The sequence below is a fragment of the Arthrobacter zhaoguopingii genome (genome assembly GCF_009828605.1).
In the GTDB taxonomy this organism is placed as follows: Bacteria; Actinomycetota; Actinomycetes; order Actinomycetales; family Micrococcaceae; genus Arthrobacter_D; species Arthrobacter_D zhaoguopingii.
Map to the genome: position 1 here is coordinate 17,100 of NZ_WIAE01000012.1, position 20,331 is coordinate 37,430.

At 66.8% G+C, this 20,331-nt stretch carries 18 protein-coding genes; 10 read left to right on the forward strand and 8 right to left on the reverse strand.

What is annotated here, in order from left to right; translation table 11 throughout:
• The first annotated feature begins 31 nt into the window (after positions 1-31).
• The 3 genes from GVV77_RS14500 (at position 32) to GVV77_RS14510 (ending at position 2,333) form a co-directional block, all read left to right on the forward strand.
• Entirely contained in the window at positions 32-1,363 is a 1,332-nt protein-coding gene (locus GVV77_RS14500) for an NAD(P)-binding domain-containing protein (protein ID WP_159619528.1), read from the forward strand.
• On the forward strand, positions 1,360-2,022 hold the full coding sequence (locus GVV77_RS14505) for an arsenate reductase ArsC (RefSeq protein WP_159619530.1): 663 nt from the start codon (positions 1,360-1,362) through the stop codon (positions 2,020-2,022). Before GVV77_RS14500 ends, GVV77_RS14505 begins: the two co-directional genes overlap by 4 nt.
• Positions 2,023-2,186: 164 nt before the next feature.
• A complete protein-coding gene (locus GVV77_RS14510) occupies positions 2,187-2,333 on the forward strand; it encodes a hypothetical protein (protein WP_159619532.1) in 147 nt (48 codons plus the stop codon).
• Here the strand turns inward: GVV77_RS14510 and GVV77_RS14515 are convergent.
• A complete protein-coding gene (locus tag GVV77_RS14515) occupies positions 2,330-3,625 on the reverse strand; it encodes an FAD-dependent oxidoreductase (RefSeq protein WP_159619534.1) in 1,296 nt (431 codons plus the stop codon). The two genes, GVV77_RS14510 and GVV77_RS14515, sit on opposite strands and share 4 nt — an antisense overlap.
• Positions 3,626-3,687: 62 nt before the next feature.
• Between GVV77_RS14515 and GVV77_RS14520 the strand changes: the two genes are divergently transcribed.
• Entirely contained in the window at positions 3,688-4,350 is a 663-nt protein-coding gene (locus tag GVV77_RS14520) for a TetR/AcrR family transcriptional regulator (protein ID WP_159619536.1), read from the forward strand.
• 221 nt (positions 4,351-4,571) lie between these two features.
• On the opposite strand, the gene GVV77_RS14525 is transcribed toward GVV77_RS14520, so the two are convergent.
• Positions 4,572-4,892 (reverse strand): hypothetical protein, encoded by a 321-nt coding sequence (locus tag GVV77_RS14525; RefSeq protein ID WP_159619538.1) that lies wholly within the window; start codon positions 4,890-4,892, stop codon positions 4,572-4,574.
• 287 nt (positions 4,893-5,179) lie between these two features.
• On the opposite strand from GVV77_RS14525, the gene GVV77_RS14530 reads away from it, so the two are divergent.
• The 3 genes from GVV77_RS14530 (at position 5,180) to GVV77_RS14540 (ending at position 12,344) form a co-directional block, all read left to right on the forward strand.
• Positions 5,180-6,700, forward strand: a complete 1,521-nt coding sequence (locus tag GVV77_RS14530; protein WP_159619540.1) for a CYTH and CHAD domain-containing protein — start codon at positions 5,180-5,182, stop codon at positions 6,698-6,700.
• A gap of 314 nt (positions 6,701-7,014) precedes the next feature.
• Positions 7,015-10,947: a Pls/PosA family non-ribosomal peptide synthetase gene (locus tag GVV77_RS14535; protein WP_201293247.1), complete on the forward strand. Its 3,933-nt coding sequence runs from the start codon at positions 7,015-7,017 to the stop codon at positions 10,945-10,947.
• Positions 10,948-10,988: 41 nt separating this feature from the next.
• Entirely contained in the window at positions 10,989-12,344 is a 1,356-nt protein-coding gene (locus GVV77_RS14540; RefSeq protein WP_159619542.1) for a M1 family metallopeptidase, read from the forward strand.
• A gap of 139 nt (positions 12,345-12,483) precedes the next feature.
• Here the strand turns inward: GVV77_RS14540 and GVV77_RS14545 are convergent, their stop codons facing one another.
• Both GVV77_RS14545 and GVV77_RS14550 read right to left on the reverse strand, forming a co-directional pair.
• Complete coding sequence (locus GVV77_RS14545) at positions 12,484-13,197, reverse strand: 4'-phosphopantetheinyl transferase family protein (RefSeq protein ID WP_201293248.1); 714 nt, start codon at positions 13,195-13,197, stop codon at positions 12,484-12,486.
• Positions 13,169-13,699: a winged helix-turn-helix transcriptional regulator gene (locus tag GVV77_RS14550; protein ID WP_159619544.1), complete on the reverse strand. Its 531-nt coding sequence runs from the start codon at positions 13,697-13,699 to the stop codon at positions 13,169-13,171. The genes GVV77_RS14545 and GVV77_RS14550 overlap by 29 nt, the downstream gene beginning before the upstream one ends.
• A gap of 151 nt (positions 13,700-13,850) precedes the next feature.
• Between GVV77_RS14550 and GVV77_RS14555 the strand changes: the two genes are divergently transcribed.
• Both GVV77_RS14555 and GVV77_RS14560 read left to right on the forward strand, forming a co-directional pair.
• Positions 13,851-14,333: a hypothetical protein gene (locus GVV77_RS14555; RefSeq protein WP_159619546.1), complete on the forward strand. Its 483-nt coding sequence runs from the start codon at positions 13,851-13,853 to the stop codon at positions 14,331-14,333.
• A gap of 64 nt (positions 14,334-14,397) precedes the next feature.
• Positions 14,398-15,240 carry a GAF domain-containing protein gene (locus GVV77_RS14560; RefSeq protein ID WP_159619548.1) on the forward strand — a complete coding sequence of 281 codons (843 nt, stop codon included), beginning with the start codon at positions 14,398-14,400 and terminating at the stop codon, positions 15,238-15,240.
• Between the two features lie 192 nt (positions 15,241-15,432).
• On the opposite strand, the gene GVV77_RS14565 is transcribed toward GVV77_RS14560, so the two are convergent.
• Positions 15,433-15,981 (reverse strand): TetR/AcrR family transcriptional regulator, encoded by a 549-nt coding sequence (locus GVV77_RS14565; protein ID WP_159619550.1) that lies wholly within the window; start codon positions 15,979-15,981, stop codon positions 15,433-15,435.
• A 59-nt stretch (positions 15,982-16,040) separates the two neighbouring features.
• Between GVV77_RS14565 and GVV77_RS14570 the strand changes: the two genes are divergently transcribed.
• A complete protein-coding gene (locus GVV77_RS14570) occupies positions 16,041-16,874 on the forward strand; it encodes an SDR family NAD(P)-dependent oxidoreductase (protein ID WP_246199843.1) in 834 nt (277 codons plus the stop codon).
• A gap of 366 nt (positions 16,875-17,240) precedes the next feature.
• Here GVV77_RS14570 and GVV77_RS14575 read toward each other — a convergent pair whose 3' ends face one another.
• The 3 genes from GVV77_RS14575 to GVV77_RS14585 form a co-directional block, all read right to left on the reverse strand.
• Complete coding sequence (locus GVV77_RS14575) at positions 17,241-17,504, reverse strand: toxin-antitoxin system YwqK family antitoxin (RefSeq protein ID WP_159619552.1); 264 nt, start codon at positions 17,502-17,504, stop codon at positions 17,241-17,243.
• Positions 17,505-17,828: 324 nt separating this feature from the next.
• Positions 17,829-19,061 (reverse strand): saccharopine dehydrogenase family protein, encoded by a 1,233-nt coding sequence (locus GVV77_RS14580; RefSeq protein ID WP_159619554.1) that lies wholly within the window; start codon positions 19,059-19,061, stop codon positions 17,829-17,831.
• 344 nt (positions 19,062-19,405) lie between these two features.
• The gene (locus GVV77_RS14585; RefSeq protein ID WP_159619556.1) at positions 19,406-20,326 is read right to left on the reverse strand and encodes a LysR family transcriptional regulator; all 921 of its coding nucleotides are present in this window, start codon (positions 20,324-20,326) and stop codon (positions 19,406-19,408) included.
• Between the last annotated feature and the right edge of the window lie 5 nt (positions 20,327-20,331).

The following is a 20,331-nucleotide window of genomic DNA, read 5'->3' on the forward strand; positions in this document are numbered from 1 at the left end:
CGCCCCGCCGCGGGAGGAGACCGAGGACCTCATGGCATCACCGACCACGCTTCCCGTCGCAGTGATTGGGGCCGGGCCCGTCGGCCTGGCCGCCGCGGCGCACGTGCTCGAGAACGGCCTCGAACCGTTGATCTTCGAAGCCGGGCTTGCGGCCGGGGCAGCCATCGAGCAGTGGCGGCACATCCGGCTGTTCTCGCCCTGGCGGTACAACCTCGACCCGGCCGCTGTCCGCCTGCTGGAGGCCTCCGGCTGGGTACCCCCGCGGGCGACCGCGGTGCCCTACGGCGGGGAACTGATCGATCACTACCTGACACCCCTGGCCGCACTGCCGGCGATCAAGGCCCGGCTGCAGACCGGGGCCCGGGTGACTGCGGTCACCCGGTCCGGGATGGACAAAACCTCTACCCGGAACCGGGAGACCACCCCGTTCACCGTCCGGGTCCGACACCGGGACGGCGGAACCCGGGATTACACCGTCGCGGCGGTCATCGATGCCTCCGGCACCTGGTCCACCCGGAACCCGCTGGGCGCCTCCGGCCTGCCCGCCCCCGGAGAGGACGCCGCAGCGGACCGGATCTCTGCGCCGCTTCCCGATGTCGCCGGCCGGGACCGTGCCTCGTTCGCCGGCCGCCGCGTCCTGGTCGTCGGGGCCGGCCACTCCGCCGCGAACACCCTGATCAGCCTTACGGATCTGGCCAGGGACGACCCGGCGACCCGGATCGTGTGGGCAGTCCGAGGGGCGTCCGCCGAGAAGGTCTACGGCGGCGGCGACGCGGACGGACTGCCCGCCCGCGGACAGCTCGGATCACGCCTGCGGCGCCTCGTGGAGGCCGGCAGGATCGAACTGCACTCCGGCTTCGGCATCACCTCCCTCACACCCACCGACTCCGGCGTGAGCGTCGAAGCCGTTGACGGGCGAACCCTGCAAGTGGACCTTGTGGTGCCCTGCACAGGCTTCCGCCCCGATCTAGGAATCCTGCGTGAACTCCGGCTCCACCTTGACCCGGCCGTGGAAGCCCCGGTGCAGCTGGGCCCGCTGATCGACCCCGAATTCCACTCCTGCGGCACCGTCCCGCCGCACGGCGCCCGGGTGCTGGCCCATCCCGAGAAGGACTTCTACCTGGTCGGCATGAAGTCCTACGGCAGGGCCCCGACCTTCCTGCTGGCGACCGGATATGAACAGGTCCGCTCCGTCGCGGCAGCCTTGGCCGGAGACCGCGAGGGCGCCGACACCGTCCACCTCGAACTCCCCGAAACCGGGGTCTGCTCCACCGACGCCGGCACCAGTTTCGAGGTCCCACGGCCGGACCGGCAGCAACTGAACCCCATCCAGACCCAACCCACCATCGGAGCCTCGCCATGACTGATCACCACGAAACAAGCCGCTTGGGACTTCAGGACAACACCGAGGTCCTGCAGCGGATCAGCACCCGCCTCGGCGAGAGGTTCACCGGAGTCTTCGCCGCCGAAACCGTCGAACGCTACGTCTTTGAGTCCTACACCGCCCTGGCCCGCACCGCGAGAATCACCACGTACCTGCCCGCCACCACCGAGCACTTCGCCAGTGACCGGCTCAACGCCCTGGCCAAATCCAAGGGAGAGGCCGCCTCCGAGGTACCCGAGGTCCTGTTCGTCTGCGTGCAGAACGCCGGACGCTCCCAGATGGCCGCGGCCCTGCTCGCTGTGGAGGCCAGGGGCAGGATCAAGGTCCGCTCCGCCGGGTCGATGCCGGCGGCCGAACTCGACCCGGCGGTCGTTGCCGTCATGTCCGAGATGGGGCTCGACCTGTCCCGGAACTACCCCAAGCCCCTCACTGACGACGTCGTCCGCGCCTCCGACGTGGTGATCACCATGGGCTGCGGCGATTCATGCCCCATCTACCCTGGCAAACGCTACGAGGACTGGGACCTCCCGGACCCGGCCGGACAAAACCCCGATACCGTCCGGGACATTCGGGACCGGATCCACGACCGGGTAAAAATCCTCGTCCACTCACTCTCTCAGGAACCACCGCGCGGATGACCCGGGCAACACCCTGCCCACCCATACACGCCCGCGGCGCTCCTTACGCCGCAGGAACGGTGGCTGACCCCAGCTCGCCGGGCCCCGATGAATCCTCCCGCAGGGGGCTCCATCACCGTCCACTCCGCCGGCATGACCCCGGGTGAATCCCTGAACCCCCGGCGGTGGAATCACTGTCCGAACTGGGCATCGACCTCCCCAACGAACACTCCGTGGTTCCCGTAGGCCAGCACCGTTCAGTGGGATTCGGACTGGGCGAGGAGGTCTACGCCCGGTCGGTCACCGCGGTGCTCATGGCCGATTCCATCTAGGCGGCGTGGTCGGTAGGGGTGAGGGTGCGGCCGCGAACCTGCTCGTAGCCGCGCACGAGGGCGGATCCTACGCGGGTGGGGACAAATGGTGAGAGAACGAATCCCTGCTCGACGGTCTCGTGCCGCCAGTTCGTCACGGCATCACGCGCTCGAGTCATGAGGTCCAGCCATACGCCCCGCCGATGGTCCCCGAAGCGTTGCAGGACCTTGGTGTGGAGTTCATCGAGGCTTCCGCCGCCGGCCAGGTGACGTGCCAGAATGCGGGAAAAGATCTCTGCGTCTTCGATGGCAAGGCTGGCGCCCATGCCAATGGTGGGCAGAAACGCGTGGGCGGCGTCACCGAGCAGGACGACGGGCAGGCCAGCGGTGTAAGGCTGGGCCAGTGGATCGCTGTCGCGCATTGACCACAGGTAGACATCCGGGCTGACCCAATCTTCGACGAGGTCGAGTGCCTGCACAACCAGGCCGCCAGGACCGGGAACGTCCGCAGCGATCCGCCGGGCGAGGGACCGCCGCTGCACGCCCGAGAGATTCTGCCAGGCAGCATCGGGTGGAAGCCCTTGTGAAACCCAGATGTGTGCGCGTGTGGCGTGATCGAAGCCAAGCGCCAGTGTCAATCGGCCGTTGCCGGCAGGGAACCAGACGGCGGTGGCGAAGGAACCCCGCATGAAACGAATCGTGCCGCCGTTGGCAATGCTGGAAAATCCGGGCGGCATATTGCCGTCCGGTGCTTTTGTTTCGTCCACCAGCAGGTAGATGGCGCTGAAGCCGCGGTCATGGGTCACCGCGTCAGCGGGGAAAAACTGCCTGCGGGCGACGGACTGCACACCGTCGGCGGCAACGAGCAGATCGAAGCGGCGGGCGGGCTGACCATCCGCGAAGGTGACGTCGACCCTTCGTCCACCGTCGGCCGCCACGATGGCGTTGACGTCGTGTCCCCGAAGCAGCGGTGCGGCGCTCAGGGACGCTAGATCCGTGAGGAACTCCCGGCGCAACACACCGATCGACCACCGCGGGTCGACTCGCAGCGCCAGCTGCCGGTGACCGTTCCTGTTGTAGAACTCGATCCGGTCGACGGGGTTACCGCGGCGCCGGGCCGCGTCGTCGGCCCGTACCCGGTGTAGGGCTCGCATTGCGCGGGCCTGGATGCCGTACTCGACGCCCGGGTAATCCGCGGAGCTGTTGTAACGATCGAGCACGGTTATGTCGACCGATCCCGGCGGCGCGTACCGCTGAAGGGCTACAGCGGCCGTGAGGCCGGCCGGCCCGGCGCCCAGAATGCCGACCTGCATTTTGCTATCCAGTCGCATAGCAAACTTTTGACCCGCGTTGCTGTTCCTGTCAAGATGTGGCGATGACGTCTCCGCGGCCCCACCGGGCTATCCGCCGCACCACCGGTCGCCGTCCCGATGCGGAGGCTGCGGAAACCAGAGCGAGATTGGTGGCGGCCGCCCGTACCCTCTTCGCCCAGCGCGGCGTCGACGCTGTCGGCACCCGTGAGATTGCGGGGGCCGCAGGCGTCACCCACGGCTTGGTGCGTCACCACTTCGGCTCGAAGCAAGGCGTCTGGCAAGCCGTCGTGGACGCCGCGGACGCGGAGTTCGCAGCCACCCTCCAGCCGCTGGCGGACGCCATCACGCGCACCGAAACCGAAAGCCCCTGTGAGCCAGACACGGCAGCCTTTATCGAAGGCTTTATTCGCGCCTGCGCACGCCAGCCCGATATTGCTCGGCTCCTCGTGCACGAGGGCTCAGTCCCTAACGATCGCCTCGACTACCTCCTCGGAAGTCTCAACAGCGCACGGGCCGCCGTGGCCCCTGTCGCAGCACGCTTACGAGCCGGCGGTGCCCTGCCCGACGTAGACGACGACGAGTTCCTGCTGCTACTTCTGCTCGCAGGCATGCTGCCCTTCGGCGTCCCGGCGCTTGCGCAAGGAGTACTCGGTCAGCCCCTCTCCCCGGACCGTCACGCGCGCGTTCTCCTCGCAACGCTGTTCAGCGGCACCAGCGACCGCTAACGACAGGCGCTCGCAGCATTACGTCTGGACAGAAGCCATTTGATTCATCGCTACATTCCACGCCGGGCTACGCCCAGCATGCCGGAAGCCTGCCCGGGCACCGACAGTATTGACGGCTATCAACGTTGAGGAGTGGTGTGCGCCGCCGGCTTCTTGTGACCTGAGCGTCGCAAGGTGGAACCTGACTCTTGGCCCACTTCTCCGCCGTCGTTCTTCATTCCCTACCCCGGGGTGGGCGCCTCGAAGGTACGATCGCGCGCAGGAACGGAAGCCGGAATGCTTTGAGGATCAACGTCAACCTTGTCCATCATGGTTTGGACGTGACGCAGCATTGGACGCAGTTCACTTTGACGTATCTCCCGTAATGAGGTGATCGGGCGGCCGGTGCACACCTCAATTACCCTGGCAAGTTCGGGAAGGGTGCGAACGCGCGCGTTGTAAAGGCTCTGCTGCAGCATGAGTATCTGACGTTCACGCAGCGGACTATCCGCACCACGAACAGACAGCGCGTGTACCTCACCCAGGTCGATATCCGGATTCACAATCCGAGCCTAAACTCCCGCGGTGTCCGACCGGTTGGCGGAGTGTGAAAGTCCCGTGAACATCCCGGTCAATCTCCACGTGATGGAGGATGCCGTGAAGTGCGACCGGGAACGGCCACGCCGACCCTGACCTGCCGCGCGCTCACCGGCCGGCACGACGACGGCCCGCCAAACCACTATTAACGGGTCCGCGGTCGCAAGGCAAGCTTTGATGCCCTAGGCAGCCGATCCGTCACGGGCCTATCGTGTTTCTGAAATTTCCCCGGTGGCGCAGATAAACTCCGGCTATGGATCCCACACCGGTGGTGGAAATTGAGCGGAAGTACGACGTCGGGGACGGGACCGCGGTTCCGCCTCTGGAGCACCTGCCCGGCGTTGCCCGCGTGGACCCGCCGGCGGAGCACCGGCTGGAGGCCACGTACTTCGACACCGCGGACCTGCTCCTGGCATCCCTGCGCATCACGTTGCGGCGGCGGACCGGCGGCGGTGACGCAGGTTGGCATTTGAAGCTTCCCCTGGCCGCGGATGAACGGTGTGAGTACCGCGAGCCGTTGGGAGTGGAGCCCGACGGCGTCCCGGAACCGCTGCTGCGGTTGATCCGTGTCCACAGCAGGGACGCGGCCCTGGTTCCGGTGGTGCGGCTGCGGACCCGGCGCACGGTTCACCGCCTGCGCGGCGAGAGCGACGATGTCCTGGCCGAGTTCAGTGAGGACCGGGTCAAGGCAAAGGTTCTCGCCCCGAAAGGATCTGAACTGCACTGGCGGGAGTGGGAGTTCGAACTCGTCGACGGATCCCGGGAACTGCTCGATGCCGGGCAGGAGCTCCTTGCGGCCGCCGGCGTCCGGCTGGCCGGGCACAGTTCCACGCTGGCACGTGCCCTGGGCCCCCGCCTGAACCGCGGCACCGCGGCATTGCCGCCTCCCAAGCGCAAGGCTTCCGCCGCCGACGTCCTGCTTGCCTACCTCCGGGAGCACGTCGAGGCACTGAAGGATGAGGACCCCCGGGTGCGGTTGGACGCCCACGCCGCTGTCCACGGAATGCGGGTCGCCACCCGGCGTATCCGCTCAGTGCTGGCGACCTACCGTGAATTGCTGGCCGACGCCGACGCGGTGAATTTCCTGCGCCAGGAGTTGAAGTGGCTGGCCGGTGTTCTTGGCGAAGCCCGGGACGCCGAAGTCATGCATGAACGGCTCAAAGACCTGGTCGCCGCGGAGCCCGTCGAATTGGTCATGGGTCCCGTCGTGCGCAGAATCGATCTGCAGCTCGGAGCCGACTACCACAAGGCACATACAGACGTGGTCAATGCACTGAACGGGCAACGGTACTTCCGTCTGCTTGACGCGCTCGAAGCCCTGCTTGCCGCCCCGGCCCTAACGCCGCTGGCCTCCGGACGCGCGCACAAAGTGATTCCGAAACTGATCAGACGCGACGTGAAACGGCTGCGCAAGGCAGCCCGGAAGGCAGTGAGACATACCGCCGGCACCGGAGACGACCCGGCCCTGCACGAAGCACGCAAGGACGGCAAACGCCTGCGCTATGCCGCCGAAGCAGCAGCACCGATCAACCCGGCGCGGGCTGCACAACTGGCCGACGCCGCCCACGGCGTGCAGAAAATCCTCGGCGACCACCAAGACAGCGTTGTCACCCGCGAGCTGCTGCGCCGGCTCGGCGCCGAAGCGTTCCTGGAGGGCGAAAACGGCTTCACCTTCGGCCGCCTGCACGCACTTGAGCAATCCCGCGCCTTGAAGGCCGAGGCCCGATTCCACCGCGAATGGAAGAACTTCCGTACCCCGCCACTGAAGAAATAGCGGTTACTGAAGAAGGAACGGCCAGGACCTGGGCTGGCCCTGACGGCACCGTACGGCCAGGAAGGCTTCGACGAACGGCAGTGCCCGATCTCGGAGGTATTGCTCCACCAGCACAAGGACCTGCTGGGACCGGGCCTGATGCGTCCGGCTGATGGCCGCGATGTAAAGCCGGGAGGTGTCGGGTCCACGACAAGACGCGGCGGTGGATATCATTCCGTCGCACTGCACCGGAGCTGCGCCACACTAGTGCCGGGCGGGGGACGCGCCCGGGCGGCGATTAGCCGAAGGAGCCAGTCCTCGGACAGAATGGGACCGTGAGAGCCCTCCGTCCGCAGCTGGCCCGCGCTGCCCATGCGGCTCCGCCACGCACCCTCGTCCACGTGCTGAGGGAAACCGCAGAACGGTTTCCTGACTCATCCGCCCTGGATGACGGAGATACGTCGCTCAGCTACGCGGAGCTCCTCACCGAGGTGAAGCGGCATGCCACAGCGCTGCATGAGGCCGGCATCGGTGCCGGAGACAAGGTCGGGGTCCGGATCCCTTCTGGCACAAATGAGCTGTACGTGGCGATCCTGGCCATTCTGCATGTCGGTGCGGCCTACGTTCCGGTCGACGCCGATGATCCGGACGAGCGCGCCCGCCTGGTGTTTGAGGAGGCAGGGGTAGCCGGGATCGTGCGAGCAGGTGAGATCATCACCTCCCCGGACCGCGTGCGGCCCTTTCCCGCGCCCCGCCAGGCAACCCCGGACGATGACGCGTGGGTGATTTTCACGTCCGGATCCACCGGCACCCCGAAGGGGGTGGCGGTCACCCACCGCTCCGCGTCGGCCTTTGTGGACGCCGAAGCGCGCCTGTTCCTGCCGGATGAACCCGTGAACACCTCCGACAGGGTACTGGCCGGGCTGTCCGTGGCGTTCGATGCTTCCTGCGAGGAGATGTGGCTGGCCTGGCGCAACGGAGCCTGTCTGGTCCCGGCCCCGCGGTCCCTGGTCCGAACGGGAATGGATCTGGGTCCGTGGCTGATCACCAACGGCATCACCATCGTCTCCACGGTTCCCACCCTTGCCGGGCTCTGGCCGGCCGAGTCGCTTGAAGCGGTCCGGTTGCTGATCTTCGGCGGCGAGGCCTGCCCGCCGGACCTGGCCGCCCGCCTCGCGGTGGACGAACGTGAGGTCTGGAACACCTACGGGCCCACCGAGGCGACGGTGGTGGCGTGCGCCGCCCGGATGGACGGGGCGGGACCGGTGAGGATCGGGCTGCCACTGGACGGCTGGGACCTGGCGGTCGTCGACCCGGACGGGATTCCCGTGGGGGAGGGGGAGAGCGGGGAACTGATCATCGGGGGTGTGGGCCTGGCCAGGTACCTCGATGCGGCCAAGGACGCGGAGAAATACGCGCCCATGGCCACCCTGGGCTGGGCCCGGGCGTACCGCAGCGGTGACCTGGTCCGCTACGAAAAGGAAGGCCTCGTCTTCCTCGGGCGCGCTGACGACCAGGTCAAACTCGGCGGGCGCCGGATCGAACTGGGTGAAATAGACGCCGCCCTCCAGACCCTGCCCGGCATCCACGGCGCCGCGGCCGCGGTGCAGACCACGGCCGCAGGCAATCAGGTCCTCATCGGCTACCTGGCGCCCGCCCCGGGCACCGCCCCGGATCTGGCCCGTGCGCGGGAACTGCTGGCGGATCTGCTGCCGGCGGCGCTGATCCCCCTGCTGACCACCATTGGATCCCTCCCGGTCAAGACCAGCGGAAAGGTCGACAGGAATGCCCTGCCCTGGCCGCTGAACTCGACCCCTTCCGGGGACTCCGGTCCGGCCCTGAACCTGGATCAGCGGACAGCGTGGATCGCGCAGCAATGGGCCGACGTCCTGGGCTCGGCACCGGAAAGCCTGGACGCCGACTTCTTCGCCCACGGCGGAGCGAGCCTGGCCGCGGCCAGGCTCGTCTCGGCCCTGCGCGTGCGCTACCCGACCATCACGGTCGCGGACATCTACGCCCGCCCCCGGCTCGGCGCCCTCGCGGAACTGGCCCGCCTTTCCGACCCGGAGGGCGGTGACGAAGCCGCCGCCGGGACGGAACGCACCGTCAAGCCCACCGCGGTGAAGTCCCAGATATTCCAAATCCTGGCTGGGATACCACTGCAATTGCTGGTATCCATGCGGTGGCTGACGTATCTGATGGCCATTAACAACCTTCTCGCAACTTCGGGGGCGCTGCGGCTGGCCCCCGTCGTGTCCTGGTGGTGGGTGCTTGCCTCCTGGGCTGTCTTCGTGAGCCCGTGGGGACGGATGGCCGTCTCAGCCGGGGTGGCCCGGGTTCTGCTGCGCGGCGTCACACCCGGCAGTTATCCGCGCTCCGGGAAGGTCCACCTGAGGTTATGGCTGGCCGAACAGATCTCTGACCTGTCGGGCGCAGTCAGCCTTGGCGGCGCGCCGTGGATCCCCTACTACGCGCGTGCGCTCGGGGTGAAGATCGGCAAGGACGTCGACCTGCATTCCGTGCCCCCCGTGACCGGGATGCTGAGCCTGGGGGAGGGCTGCTCGATCGAACCGGAAGTGGACCTCTCCGGGTGGTGGATCGACGGAGACCTGGTGCACATCGGAGACATCCGGGTCGGTCCGGGCGCCACCGTGGGCTCACGCAGCATCCTGATGCCCGGCTCGAGGATCGGAGCCGGCGCGGAGGTTGCCCCCGGCTCGGCGGTCACGGGCAAGGTCAAGGCCGACCAGCGGTTTGCCGGTTCACCGGCACAACGCCTCGGCAAAGCACAGCACGAGTGGCCCGCCCCGCTGCCGGGACGGCCCGGTACAAGGTTCTGGTTCCCCGCCTACGCCCTCGCATCGGCACTTTTGGCCACCGTCCCCTATCTATCCGCCGCTGCGGGAGCCGCGTTCGTGGCCGGTGCCATCGAAGGCCAGGACTCGCTCTGGTCCTCCTGGCCCGTGCTGCTGTGGGCGGTTCCGGTAGCGGCGCTCATCTGGTTCCTTTCCAACATGATCCTCATCGCAGCCATTGTCCGGCTCCTTGGGCGCAACCTTGCCCCTGGCCACTACCGGGTCCGGAGCCTCACCGGCTGGCGGGTCTGGGCCACCGAACGCCTCCTTGACCTCGCCCGGGACCTGCTCTTTCCGCTCTACGCCAGCCTGTTCACTCCGGTCTGGCTGCGGCTCCTCGGAGCCACGGTGGGCCGGAACGTTGAAGCATCAACAGTGCTCCTCCTGCCGTCCATGACCACGGTTGGAGACGGGGCGTTCCTGGCCGATGACACCAGAATCGCCTCTTACGAACTCGGCGGCGGCTGGATGAAGATCGGCCCGGCCAGAATCGGGAAACGGGCCTTCGTCGGCAATTCCGGCATGACAGGGGCCGGGCGCAGCGTCCCGAAAAACTCCCTTGTTGCCGTCCTGTCCGCGACACCGGTCAAAGCCAAGTCCGGAACTTCCTGGCTGGGCAGCCCGCCGGTCCGGCTGCGCCGGGCCCGGATGGACATGGACCAGAGCCTGACCTTCGACCCTTCCCTGCGCTTGAAAATCTACCGCTCCTGCTGGGAGCTGGGCCGGGCGGTCCCGGTCATCCTGACCGCCGCGATTGCCGCCGGTATCCTCGCCGTCCTTGACCTGATCACTGCGTGGAACGGGTACCCCGCCGCGGCGCTGCTCGGAACCGTGGTAGTCCTGGGCGCCGGCGGTGTCGCCGCGGGAAGTTCCGTCGCGGCGAAATGGCTGCTGGTGGGTCGGATCCGCCCGGGAGAACACCCGCTGTGGAGTTCGTTCATCTGGCGCAATGAGGTCGTTGACACCTTCGTCGAGATGGTTACCGCACCCTGGTTCGCCCGGGCCGCCGCCGGCACCCCGGCCCTGGTGTGGTGGCTTCGAGCACTCGGTGCCCGGATCGGGCCGGGTGCCTGGTGTGAAAGCTATTGGCTCCCGGAAGCGGACCTGGTCAGCCTGGGCGCGAACTCGACGGTCAACCGCGGGTGCGTCATCCAGACCCACCTCTTCCACGACAGGGTAATGAGCATTGACACCGTCACCCTCGACGACGGTGCCACCATGGGCCCGCACGGGGTGATCCTGCCCGCCGCCAGGATAGGCGCCGGGGCCACCGTCGGCCCGGCTTCCCTGGTCATGCGTGGCGAAACCGTTCCTGCCGGAAGCTACTGGATCGGCAACCCCGTCAGCCCCTGGACCGCCCCGCCGGGCACAGAGCCGCCCACCACCCCTGCCTCGAAAGCCCTGGCACGGTGACCCTCGACCGCCAGCCCGCGCCCACCGAAGGAACCACGAGCATGCCAGCCACCGCTGCCCACGGTCCTGCCGATTCCTACACGCCCGGCCACGGAAGCCGGGATTACCGGGTCTCCCGCTATGAGCTGGACCTTGACTACCGGGTCAGTTCCAACCGGCTCGCCGGCCACGCCACCATCACGGCACAGGCATCCACCACACTCGCCACGGTTGTCCTGAACCTCGCCGGGCTCCGCGTGCAGAAGGTCCAGCTCGCCGGGCAGCGAGTGAGACGGTTCGTTCACCGCGGCACTCAGCTGATCATCACTCCGGAGCGGCCCCTGCCCGCCGGCACCTGGTTCAGCCTCGACATCCGCTACGGCGGTACCCCTGCACCCCAGCTCGGGAACTGGGGCGAGGTCGGTTGGGAAGAACTCACCGACGGGGTCCTGGTGGCCGGGCAACCCACCGGTGCGGCTTCCTGGTTCCCCTGCAACGATCATCCGGGCCAGAAGGCCAGCTTCGGATACACGATCACCACCGACGCCAACTACCGGGTTATCTGCAACGGCGTCCTGGTCTCCCACTCCGCCAAAGCCAGCCGAGAAACCTGGGTTTTCGACCAGCCGGAACCCATGGCCAGTTACCTCGCCACCGTGCAGATCGGCCGTTACGACCTGCGGACCCTGATGTTCCCCGCCGACACGACGGACCACCGGGCAGGGCGCCGGCCCGTCCTTCAGTACCTGGGCGCACCGCCGGCCCTCATGGCCAAAGCCCAGACCGCACTGGCGCGCCAAGGGGAGATGATGGAAAGCTTTGAGACCTTATTTGGGCCCTACCCGTTCGCCACCTACACCGTCGTCGTGGCCGGTGACGAACTCGAAATCCCGCTCGAAGCCCAGTCCCTGTCCGTCCTTGGGCCCAACCACCTCACGCAGGACTGGGAATCCCAGCGCCTCATCGCCCATGAACTGGCCCACCAATGGTTCGGGAACTCGCTGACTGCCACCACATGGGCCGACATCTGGCTCCACGAAGGATTCGCCTGCTACGCGGAGTGGCTCTGGTCCGAGGCGTCCGGGAACTCCACGGCGGCAGACCGGGCCGGGGCCGCATGGCGTGGGCTGTCGGTGAGCCCGCAGGACCTTATGGTGGGCGACCCGGGGCCAGAGAGCATGTTCGATGACCGGGTCTACAAACGAGGCGCCCTCGCGGTCCACGCCCTCCGCCGGGCCGCCGGAGACGGGCCGTTCTTCAGTTTCCTCCGAGCCTGGACAGAGGAATACCGCTTCGGATCAGTAACAACCAGTGACCTGTGCGGCACCGCCGACCGGATCTGCGGTGCCGTCCCGGGCTTCGATGCCCGCACCATCCTCACTCCCTGGCTGTACCGGCTGCCGCTGCCCGCACTCTAGAGCGCTCCTCCGCATAAGCTTCGGCCAGAATCCTTCCCACGGCCTCTGCGGGGGAACCCGCCGTGAGGCCAGGTCGTTCCAACGACCGCAGCCAGCTGTCCGGACCCCGCGCCGCACGCGGCCACCGGTAAAGCCGGCGTCACTGGATGGTAACGGCCGTCCCCAGATGGCCGCGGCCCAGCGTTCCGGAACTCGACCATCGCCCGGGGAAAGTATTGCGCCGTCTTCCCCTCACCACCGGCCCCGGAACTCGGAGAGCTGCGGTGAAGGTGAACTCATCGGGCTGCAATGTTATTGAGCAGTCCGTGAAATCGAGCCATTGTCCGGTCAGAGGGAACCATGCCTTGAACACGCTCTCCTTCGCGCTGAAGAGGAGCCTGTCCCAGGCAATGGCCGGACGTGACGCGGAGAGGGACGCGATCGCGCTTCTCTCGTCCTCACGGGCTATCACCCCCAGCACGCCGTCGGGCAAAGGCATGTGAAGTTCGGCGTCAATCCCGACAGAGGCGACGGAAGGGACGCGGCCAACAGCCGCGGCCCGGTACCCCTCACAATGGGTCATGCTCCCCACGACGCCGACGGGCCAGAGCGGTGCACGCTGCACTCCCGGTACAAGAGGGCCGGGCTGAACGCCGAGCCGCGTGAGAGCCCTGCGGGCACAGAGCCGAACCGTCTCAAATTCGCGGCGCCGCTCATCGAGGGCATTTTCGAGAACCGCCTCCTCCTCCGGATAGAGCTCCACCGCGAATGCGTCGGTGAAGGCCTCCTCTGCCATGACATCGGCCGGGACGAGGTTCGGGATCAGGGATGACGTCGGTGAAGCCTCAACCACAGCTGCCAGCCCGCCGCTCATCGGCGGATGAGTCAGGGGACCTGTCAGGCGCGGCCCGTCCCATCCCGCGGCTAATGACCCAACGGGACATCGCCGTTCCAAGGGCCGGGATTGGATCGGGCCGAAACGCTGCCCGGTTCCACCTTGTCCCTGCACTGTGCGCAGGCCAGCCGCGGCTGAGGTGATGATCCGCGTGCCGGAAGTCGACCGGCGCGGTCAGGTCCGAGTGTTTCCCCCGTTTTTCGCCCCACGCGGCGAGGACCATGAGGACCGGGCCGAGTTCTTCGCCGGCCGGTGTCAGGTGATACTTGGCCCGCGGGGAGTGCTGTGAGTACTGCTCGCGGCGGATCCGTCCGGCGTGCTTCAGCTCCCGCAGCCGGGTGGTGAGCACCTCCCGCGGTGCCCTCGTCGCCGTGAGGATCTCGTTGCACCGGCGCCGGCCGTAGTCCAGTTCCCGAAACATTACGGCCCAGCGTCCGCCAAGGATAGTCATCGCGTCCGCGATCGAGCACCGGTCAGCCATGGACATCAACCCTACCGGGAGGTTCCGGCCAGACCCTGCAGGAGCCGGCCAATCATCTTGACGCGGTAGGAGTGCGGGAGCGGGGAAAGCACCCGGGCGAGGAAGCGGTGGCAGGACTGCCCAGTTGTGCCGCTCCACGCGGGAGGTGACGGTGGCGATCGGCCTGATCGACCTGGACGATTTCCCCCTCGTCAACAACACCTTCGGGCATGCCGCTGGAGATGCAAGCATTCGAGACACCTTGGATGAGGACCTTCCCAAATTGCTGGACCGGCTCCATGGGGCGGTCAAGGAACCCTTCGAAGTGGACGGGCAGCAGGTTCGAATCGACATGAGTATGGGGATCGCGCTGGTGCCCCAGGACGGGACCGGCAGCCGCTCAAACCCGCTCGGCGCCGACGAGGCGCTCGACTGGGCAAAAGGACGGGCCACTGCCACCGCAACCCGGTGGGAGACCGCCGACCCCTCCGGCTCCCCTCCAGTCGACGGCGGCAATGCCGGAATGAAGCCGGTACGCCGCGCCCACGATGTCCCTACCCTATTAGTGCCGCTCCGGTCGAGTGTGTCCGTGTTTTGCTGCCCGGGCCTGCCTTCACTATCCTCGACCCTAAGCACGCTGATTGATGGTGCCTAGGGATCGGCCGCCCGCCTGCCGGGAGGGGATGGCCGCTCCCGTGAACTGGGTTCGAGGTTTTTCCATGGACGAACAGACACAGCAGCAGCTCACCGTGACCGCGGCCGCCCAGGCAGGGCTGGGTCCGGCGGAGCTGTGGATCGCCTACTACGCCATGGGTGGCTCCCTGTCCCAGGTGGAGGTGAAGGCATACCTGCTGGGGGAGCAGGGAATCCCCCAGCTGGAAGGCGACATCCTGGCCCTTACGCTCAATGAGATCCTGCCAGACACCGCTTCGGAGCTTCGCGTCCCCTACAGCACCGATGGTCAGGGCATGAACACCGACAGCACTTCCAGCGCCGGCGACGGCACCCCGGAGGCCGCCGGTATCGACGAGGCCGGCGACATTTTGGAACGGGCGCTGGAGGATCTGGGCGCCGCCGGTACCTCCTTCCTCACCCCGACGCAGGCCGAGGCGGAGCGGCTGCGGGCGGTGGAGCGGACAGGGCTGGTGGACACCCCAGCCGAGGAGCGCTTCGACCGGATCACCCGTCAAGCCAAAGAACACTTCGGGGTCAGCTCCGCCAGCGTCGCCCTAATCGCCAAGCAGCGGCAGTTCCTCAAATCTGTCATCGGCCCGCTGGGCCAAAACACCCCGCGGGACATCGCACTCTGCAGTGAGACCATCCGCCGGGCCGGCCCGATGATAATCAACGACACACTCAACGATCCCCTATTCAAGAACAACCCGCTCGTCACCGGTGAGCCCCGCATCCGCTTCTACGCCGGCTACCCGCTGATTGGTTCTGGCGGCTGGGCCGTCGGTACCTTGTGCATCATCGATCAGAACCCCCGGGACTTCACGGTGGAGGATCAGCAGGTGCTTCGGGACCTGGCCGAAGACGCCCAACGCGAGATTGATGACTGAAGGCTCCCTGCTTCACCACCGCGCCGACGGGAGCGACGCGGAATCACCGATAACGACTCCTCCACCAGCCATGCGGCGCTCACCGCCAACATCGGGGAACAGCTCCGGCCCCCACGCGGCGGTCATACGGTGATCACTGGGTTTGGGCACGATCGTGTACCGAGTGCGGGCCGGCGGTGCCCACCGCTGATCTCAGCTCGTACCGGAGGCGCTCAGCACTCGCTCGACGTGAGCTTCTGCCCACGAGTTGTCGAGGGTGCCGCTGCGTAGCAGCCAGCGGTGAAGGAGGGGCCCGACAAGGATTTCCGCTAGTTCCTCAGCTCTTTCTACCCCGCCGCGGTGGAGGCGTCCGGCAACGGCCTGCATCTGGGGTTCGAGCAGCAGCTTGCGGTATTGAGTCGCCAGTATCAGATCGGTCTGGATCGCGGCCGTGACCGAACGCAGCAGCGGCTCCGTCGTTGGATGGCAAAGTTCGGCGATCGTCTCTTGTACGAGCTCGATGAGGTCAGCTCGCAGATTGCCGCTGTCTGGAACAACGACGATGCCATCAGGGCTTTGGCTGCGTGCCAGAAGGGCGTCGAACAAGATCGCCCCCGTTGACGTCCAGCTGCGGTAGAGCGTCTGCTTACCCACTCCAGCTCGCGAGGCCACACCCTCCATTGTGAGCTTGGTGAAGCCCTCAAGGGAGGCAAGAGAGAGTACCGCTTCATGGACGCGAGCACGCGTTCTCCTACTAGCCATCTACTTACCCTAGCTCAAAAAACGAGACGGTCCGTCTCGTTTTTCGGTAGCCTGTGTTCATGACAACCTCGCAGACCTGGATGATCACGGGAGCCGGACGCGGGCTCGGACGCGCCCTTACGCTTGCCGCGTTGGAAGAGGGGCACACGGTGGTTGCCACCGTCAGAGGCGAGCATTCCCTGCCCGCGTACGACCGGCTGCACGTCCACCGGTTCGACGTCCGCGATCGTTCCGCAGCGGCCGCCGCCGTCGATGCCGCTGTTGCGGCATTTGGGCGCCTGGATGTTCTGGTGAATAACGCCGGTTACGGACTTATCGGAGCAATTGAGGAGGTATCCGAAGAGGAAGTGCGGTCGCTACTCGATACGGATCTTCTTGGCCCCCTATGGCTTTGCCAGGCTGCGCTTCCGGTCATGCGGAAGCAGGGTGGAGGCCATATCGTTCAGATCTCCACAGTCGGAGCGGTCGGGACGATGCCAACTCTCGGTCTGTATAACGCGGCGAAGTGGGGCCTAGAGGGATGGACCGAGGCGATGGCCGCGGAGGTGGCCGCATTCGGGGTCCATGTGACCATCGTTCAGCCCGGCTCGATTGACACCGATTGGGCCAGCAGCAGCATGCGGTTTGCGAAACCGATGCGCCCCTACGACGACCTCCGCACGACTCTCTTCGGGACACCCGACGTTCCGTGGCCGGTCGACGGCACTGCCGGAGGTACAGCACCTGCCGAAATCGCCGCGGGGATCCTCACCCACATTGCCGACCACGACGCCTGCCGGCTCCGACTCCTTGCCGGCGACGACGCGCCCGGTCAGGTGAAAGCAGCGTTGGAGAAGCGCAGACAGGACTACGCGCTCGACCCGCGCTGGCAGCCATTCGAGCAGGGCAATTAGAATTAGCCGTCTGCTCACCCAGTCAGTCTCCATCGCAGGTGTTGCGTCGAGCACAACCGAGTGCCGCAAGGGGATGGGCTTACGTGCAAGTGTTCTTGATTGCACACACTGTTCTCGACGGGTGGCTATCAGCTTCGAGTCAGCTCCAGCGTTCCCAAGTCCGCCGTGACCAGTGCTGCTGGTACTCCCGGGCTTTGGTCTCGTCGATGCGCCGAGGTGCAAAGTGTCTAGTGTGGCCTCAGGCGCATCTTGGACAGGTGGTCCAGGCCATGAGGGGCATAGGCCGTTCGCTCACCGTCCCGTAAGTGGGTGGGTTTCAGACGCATGGTGAGACGGTAGGACTGTCACAGCAGCGAATAGCCGGGTTCACTCATGCTTCGCGCGGGGGCGACCACGATCAGTCACTTTGTAAGGTTTGCCGTCTTGATCATATGTGGTCCATTCACCAATCGGCTCACCTGCCTCGAAATGCCCGGACCGCTTCAGGGTGCCATCGATTCTGTACCACTCCCAGTAGCCGATCGGGTTCCCGCTCTCGATCCGCCCCTTCGACCACAGGGTAGTCCCGTTCGCGTGGTACTTGATGGTGTAACCGTCGATGATCTCGACCTTCTTCGTGTTTGCAGCCATGCACCAACTTTATGCCGCGAGCGATTCTTAGACGCCTATGTCGCAACAACGTCCCTCGTCCCGTAGGCCGGTCCCATGTCGTGCGGTGTCCTGGAGCCCGCTGGTTGGATGCGCCCTGCAGGCGTTCGAGGTACGTATACCCAGCATGGTGATGTGCACGATGAGGGGTGCCAACAGCAACGCGTTTTCCACAGGTCCTCGACTGGATGCTCTGTCTCCGCACACCCCATTAGTGAGGTGTGCATGAAGGACCCATTGAGCACCGGTAGGTATTGCTACGCCTCAAGCGGATTGTTGGTTGGGCAGAGTGCACCACTTCCTGCGTCAGGTGAGGGAAATGACTTCGTAGGTATGGCCTGCGGCGCGCAGCCGCTCAACCAGGACATCGCCGAGGGCGGTCGCTGGGGTCAGCGATCCCGCGGCGGGCGGCAGGCGGTCGCCGTCGAGGGCAAGTGAGAGCGCTGTCTCCCCGGCCATCACGGCGGTGGCGGTGTATCCCGGGTCGCCGGGCCCGGCTACGACGGCCCGGTACCGCCGGCCGCTCTCGGTGGAGGCAGTCACCTGAGAACGGAACCAGCCTGAGCGCCGCGCGGCCTCGCTCGGGCCTTCACCGGGCGAGGGAAGGACGCGGTCCAGTAGTTTCCTCGTAGGGGGTAGGGCCAGTGCGGCTCCGAACACCCGAAGGCCGAGCGCCGTCGCTCCGGCGATGACGGCACCGGCGGGCCCCCGACCCGTGCCCATCACCTCGCCGTACCGCAGGGACCGGCCGTAGGCCCAGCCCTGCAGGGCGTTGCTGCGGCGCACGATCCGCGTATTCGCCGCTGCCATGATGAAGGGCGCGGTCCGCAGGCCGTCCTCCGTACGGCCGACCCACCCCAGATCCGCCGGCTGCCGGGTCGAGGGTTCCGCCGTCCGGTCCGGACTGAGGGAGTAGGGATCGCCCGCGAGCGATCGCAGCACAGGGTCCGACCGCATGCCGTCGAGCTGCCCACGCATCGACTCGATGGTGCCGCCGCTGAAGCCACCCTTCGCCCTGGCGACGAGCTGCACCCCGGTCAGTCCGCCCGCGCCGTCGGCCTCCACGGCCTGGTGTAGGAGGAGCACCGCGAGGTCCGACGGGACGGAGTCGTAGCCGCAGGCATGGACGATCCGTGCACCGGTAGTCCTTGCCAGGGCGTCGCAACGGTCGATGGCTTCACGGAGGAAGGACACCTCGCCCGTCAGGTCCCCGTAGTGGGTGCCGGCGCGGGCACACGCCTCAACGAGGGGCAGTCCGTACTTCGCGTAGGGACCCACCGTGGTGAAGAGAACCCTGGTGCCCGCGGCCAGCGCAGCAAGCGAGCCGGGGTGATCCGAATCAGCCTCGATGAGGGCCCACTCGTGTACGGCGACGGGCAGTCTGGACCGTACGGCCTCGAGCTTCACTCTCGACCTCCCGGCGAGCCCCACGCGCAGGTCCGGCGGAGCGTGGTCCGCAAGATATCCGGCGATGAGTTCACCGACGAAGCCGGTCGCACCGAAGAGGACGAGGTCGTGGTCGCGCGCTGGGGCCTCCATGCCAGCAGTCTTCCACGGCAGCGGCCGGACCGACGCCGCGAAGTGCCTAGCTCTCCTGTACCTGAAGCGCCCCGTCACCCCGAAACTAGATCGCAGATCATTACTGGATCGCGAGGGCCGATGTCCTGACCAATCATCTACTCGTCAGGTGTTGCGTCGAGTACAGTTTGCGCATCATCGGCCATGCACAGAAGGATCGCTCTTTAGGACCCGGTGAGGGTTTTGCGAAGGCGTATGGGCTACGGACTGTTGCTGCTTGAAGGTGGAGTGCTGGGCGGCTTCAGTGCAAGTGGGCCGGACCCTGTAAAGCAAACGAATGATTTGCTGATCCGTGCGAGATCACTTCATGTGGGTGGGTGAGTGCTCCAGGAGCGTGCTTCATCGACGAGGGCGCGCACCGCGGCGGTGGCGGGCGGGCTGGGCTGGGCGGTAGTGACGGCCCAGGTCGTCCGTCTAAGGGAGGTGCCTGTAGCGCGGACCGGCACCCAACACACCCCTCGGGGAATAACCGCAGCGACGCTGCCCGGCACGAGTGCGATGCCCAGGCCCGCGGACACCAGACCGAAGCGAGCGGGCCAGCCATGAACCGAGAAGGCGATCTTCGGGTCGGGCAGGTCCGGCCAGGCGCCGAACTCGGGCGAGCCGTTGGTGCTCGCGCCCACGATCCACCGTTGGTCGGTCAGGTCGTGCACGCTGACCTCGGTGCGACCGGCGAAAGGATGGGCTTCTGCGACAGCGACCCCGATGCCGCGTCCGCCGCGCACCTCTGTAAGGTCGAGGCCATCGAGCTCGTAGTCAGGCAGTCCCTGACCGGTCGCCAGGACGGCGACCTCCAGGCGGCCCCGCCGCAGGGCTGTGAGCTGGGACGGTGTCGAGGATTCCATCAGCTGAACCTCCACGTCCGGGTGTGCGGTGAGCAGGCGCGCTACCGCGCGCGGAATGAGGTGCGCCATCGCGGTGGGGTAGCCGCCCAGAACCAGACGCCCAGCGAGCCGGTCGTGTATCCCGGCCAGTTCCTGCTTAGCGGCTGCTAAGCGTTCAAACACCTGTCCGGCATGCCGGACCAGCACCTCACCCGCTGCTGTTGGACGCACCCCCCGCGCCCGCCGTTCGAACAAGGGCCCGCCAGTTGCCCGCTCGCTCGCCGCGACCTGACGCGATACCGCGGACTGGGTGTAGCCAAGGTTCTCGGCGGCCGCGCTGAAGGAGCCGGCGCGGGCCACTTCGAGGACCACGCGCATCCCAGTCAGCGTCACTTCCGTCATGACTT

Excerpts from the sequence above, each read along its gene's own strand:
- GVV77_RS14540 (WP_159619542.1), top strand. The coding sequence starts at position 10,989 with ATGCCAGCCACCGCTGCCCACGGTCCTGCCGATTCCTACACGCCCGGC.
- GVV77_RS14575 (WP_159619552.1), bottom strand. The coding sequence starts at position 17,504 with ATGGCTGCAAACACGAAGAAGGTCGAGATCATCGACGGTTACACCATC.
- GVV77_RS14520 (WP_159619536.1), top strand. The coding sequence starts at position 3,688 with ATGACGTCTCCGCGGCCCCACCGGGCTATCCGCCGCACCACCGGTCGC.
- GVV77_RS14570 (WP_246199843.1), top strand. The coding sequence starts at position 16,041 with ATGACAACCTCGCAGACCTGGATGATCACGGGAGCCGGACGCGGGCTC.
- GVV77_RS14565 (WP_159619550.1), bottom strand. The coding sequence starts at position 15,981 with ATGGCTAGTAGGAGAACGCGTGCTCGCGTCCATGAAGCGGTACTCTCT.
- GVV77_RS14545 (WP_201293248.1), bottom strand. The coding sequence starts at position 13,197 with ATGAGCGGCGGGCTGGCAGCTGTGGTTGAGGCTTCACCGACGTCATCC.
- GVV77_RS14550 (WP_159619544.1), bottom strand. The coding sequence starts at position 13,699 with ATGGCTGACCGGTGCTCGATCGCGGACGCGATGACTATCCTTGGCGGA.
- GVV77_RS14515 (WP_159619534.1), bottom strand. The coding sequence starts at position 3,625 with ATGCAGGTCGGCATTCTGGGCGCCGGGCCGGCCGGCCTCACGGCCGCT.
- GVV77_RS14505 (WP_159619530.1), top strand. The coding sequence starts at position 1,360 with ATGACTGATCACCACGAAACAAGCCGCTTGGGACTTCAGGACAACACC.
- GVV77_RS14500 (WP_159619528.1), top strand. The coding sequence starts at position 32 with ATGGCATCACCGACCACGCTTCCCGTCGCAGTGATTGGGGCCGGGCCC.
- GVV77_RS14530 (WP_159619540.1), top strand. The coding sequence starts at position 5,180 with ATGGATCCCACACCGGTGGTGGAAATTGAGCGGAAGTACGACGTCGGG.
- GVV77_RS14560 (WP_159619548.1), top strand. The coding sequence starts at position 14,398 with ATGGACGAACAGACACAGCAGCAGCTCACCGTGACCGCGGCCGCCCAG.
- GVV77_RS14585 (WP_159619556.1), bottom strand. The coding sequence starts at position 20,326 with ATGACGGAAGTGACGCTGACTGGGATGCGCGTGGTCCTCGAAGTGGCC.
- GVV77_RS14580 (WP_159619554.1), bottom strand. The coding sequence starts at position 19,061 with ATGGAGGCCCCAGCGCGCGACCACGACCTCGTCCTCTTCGGTGCGACC.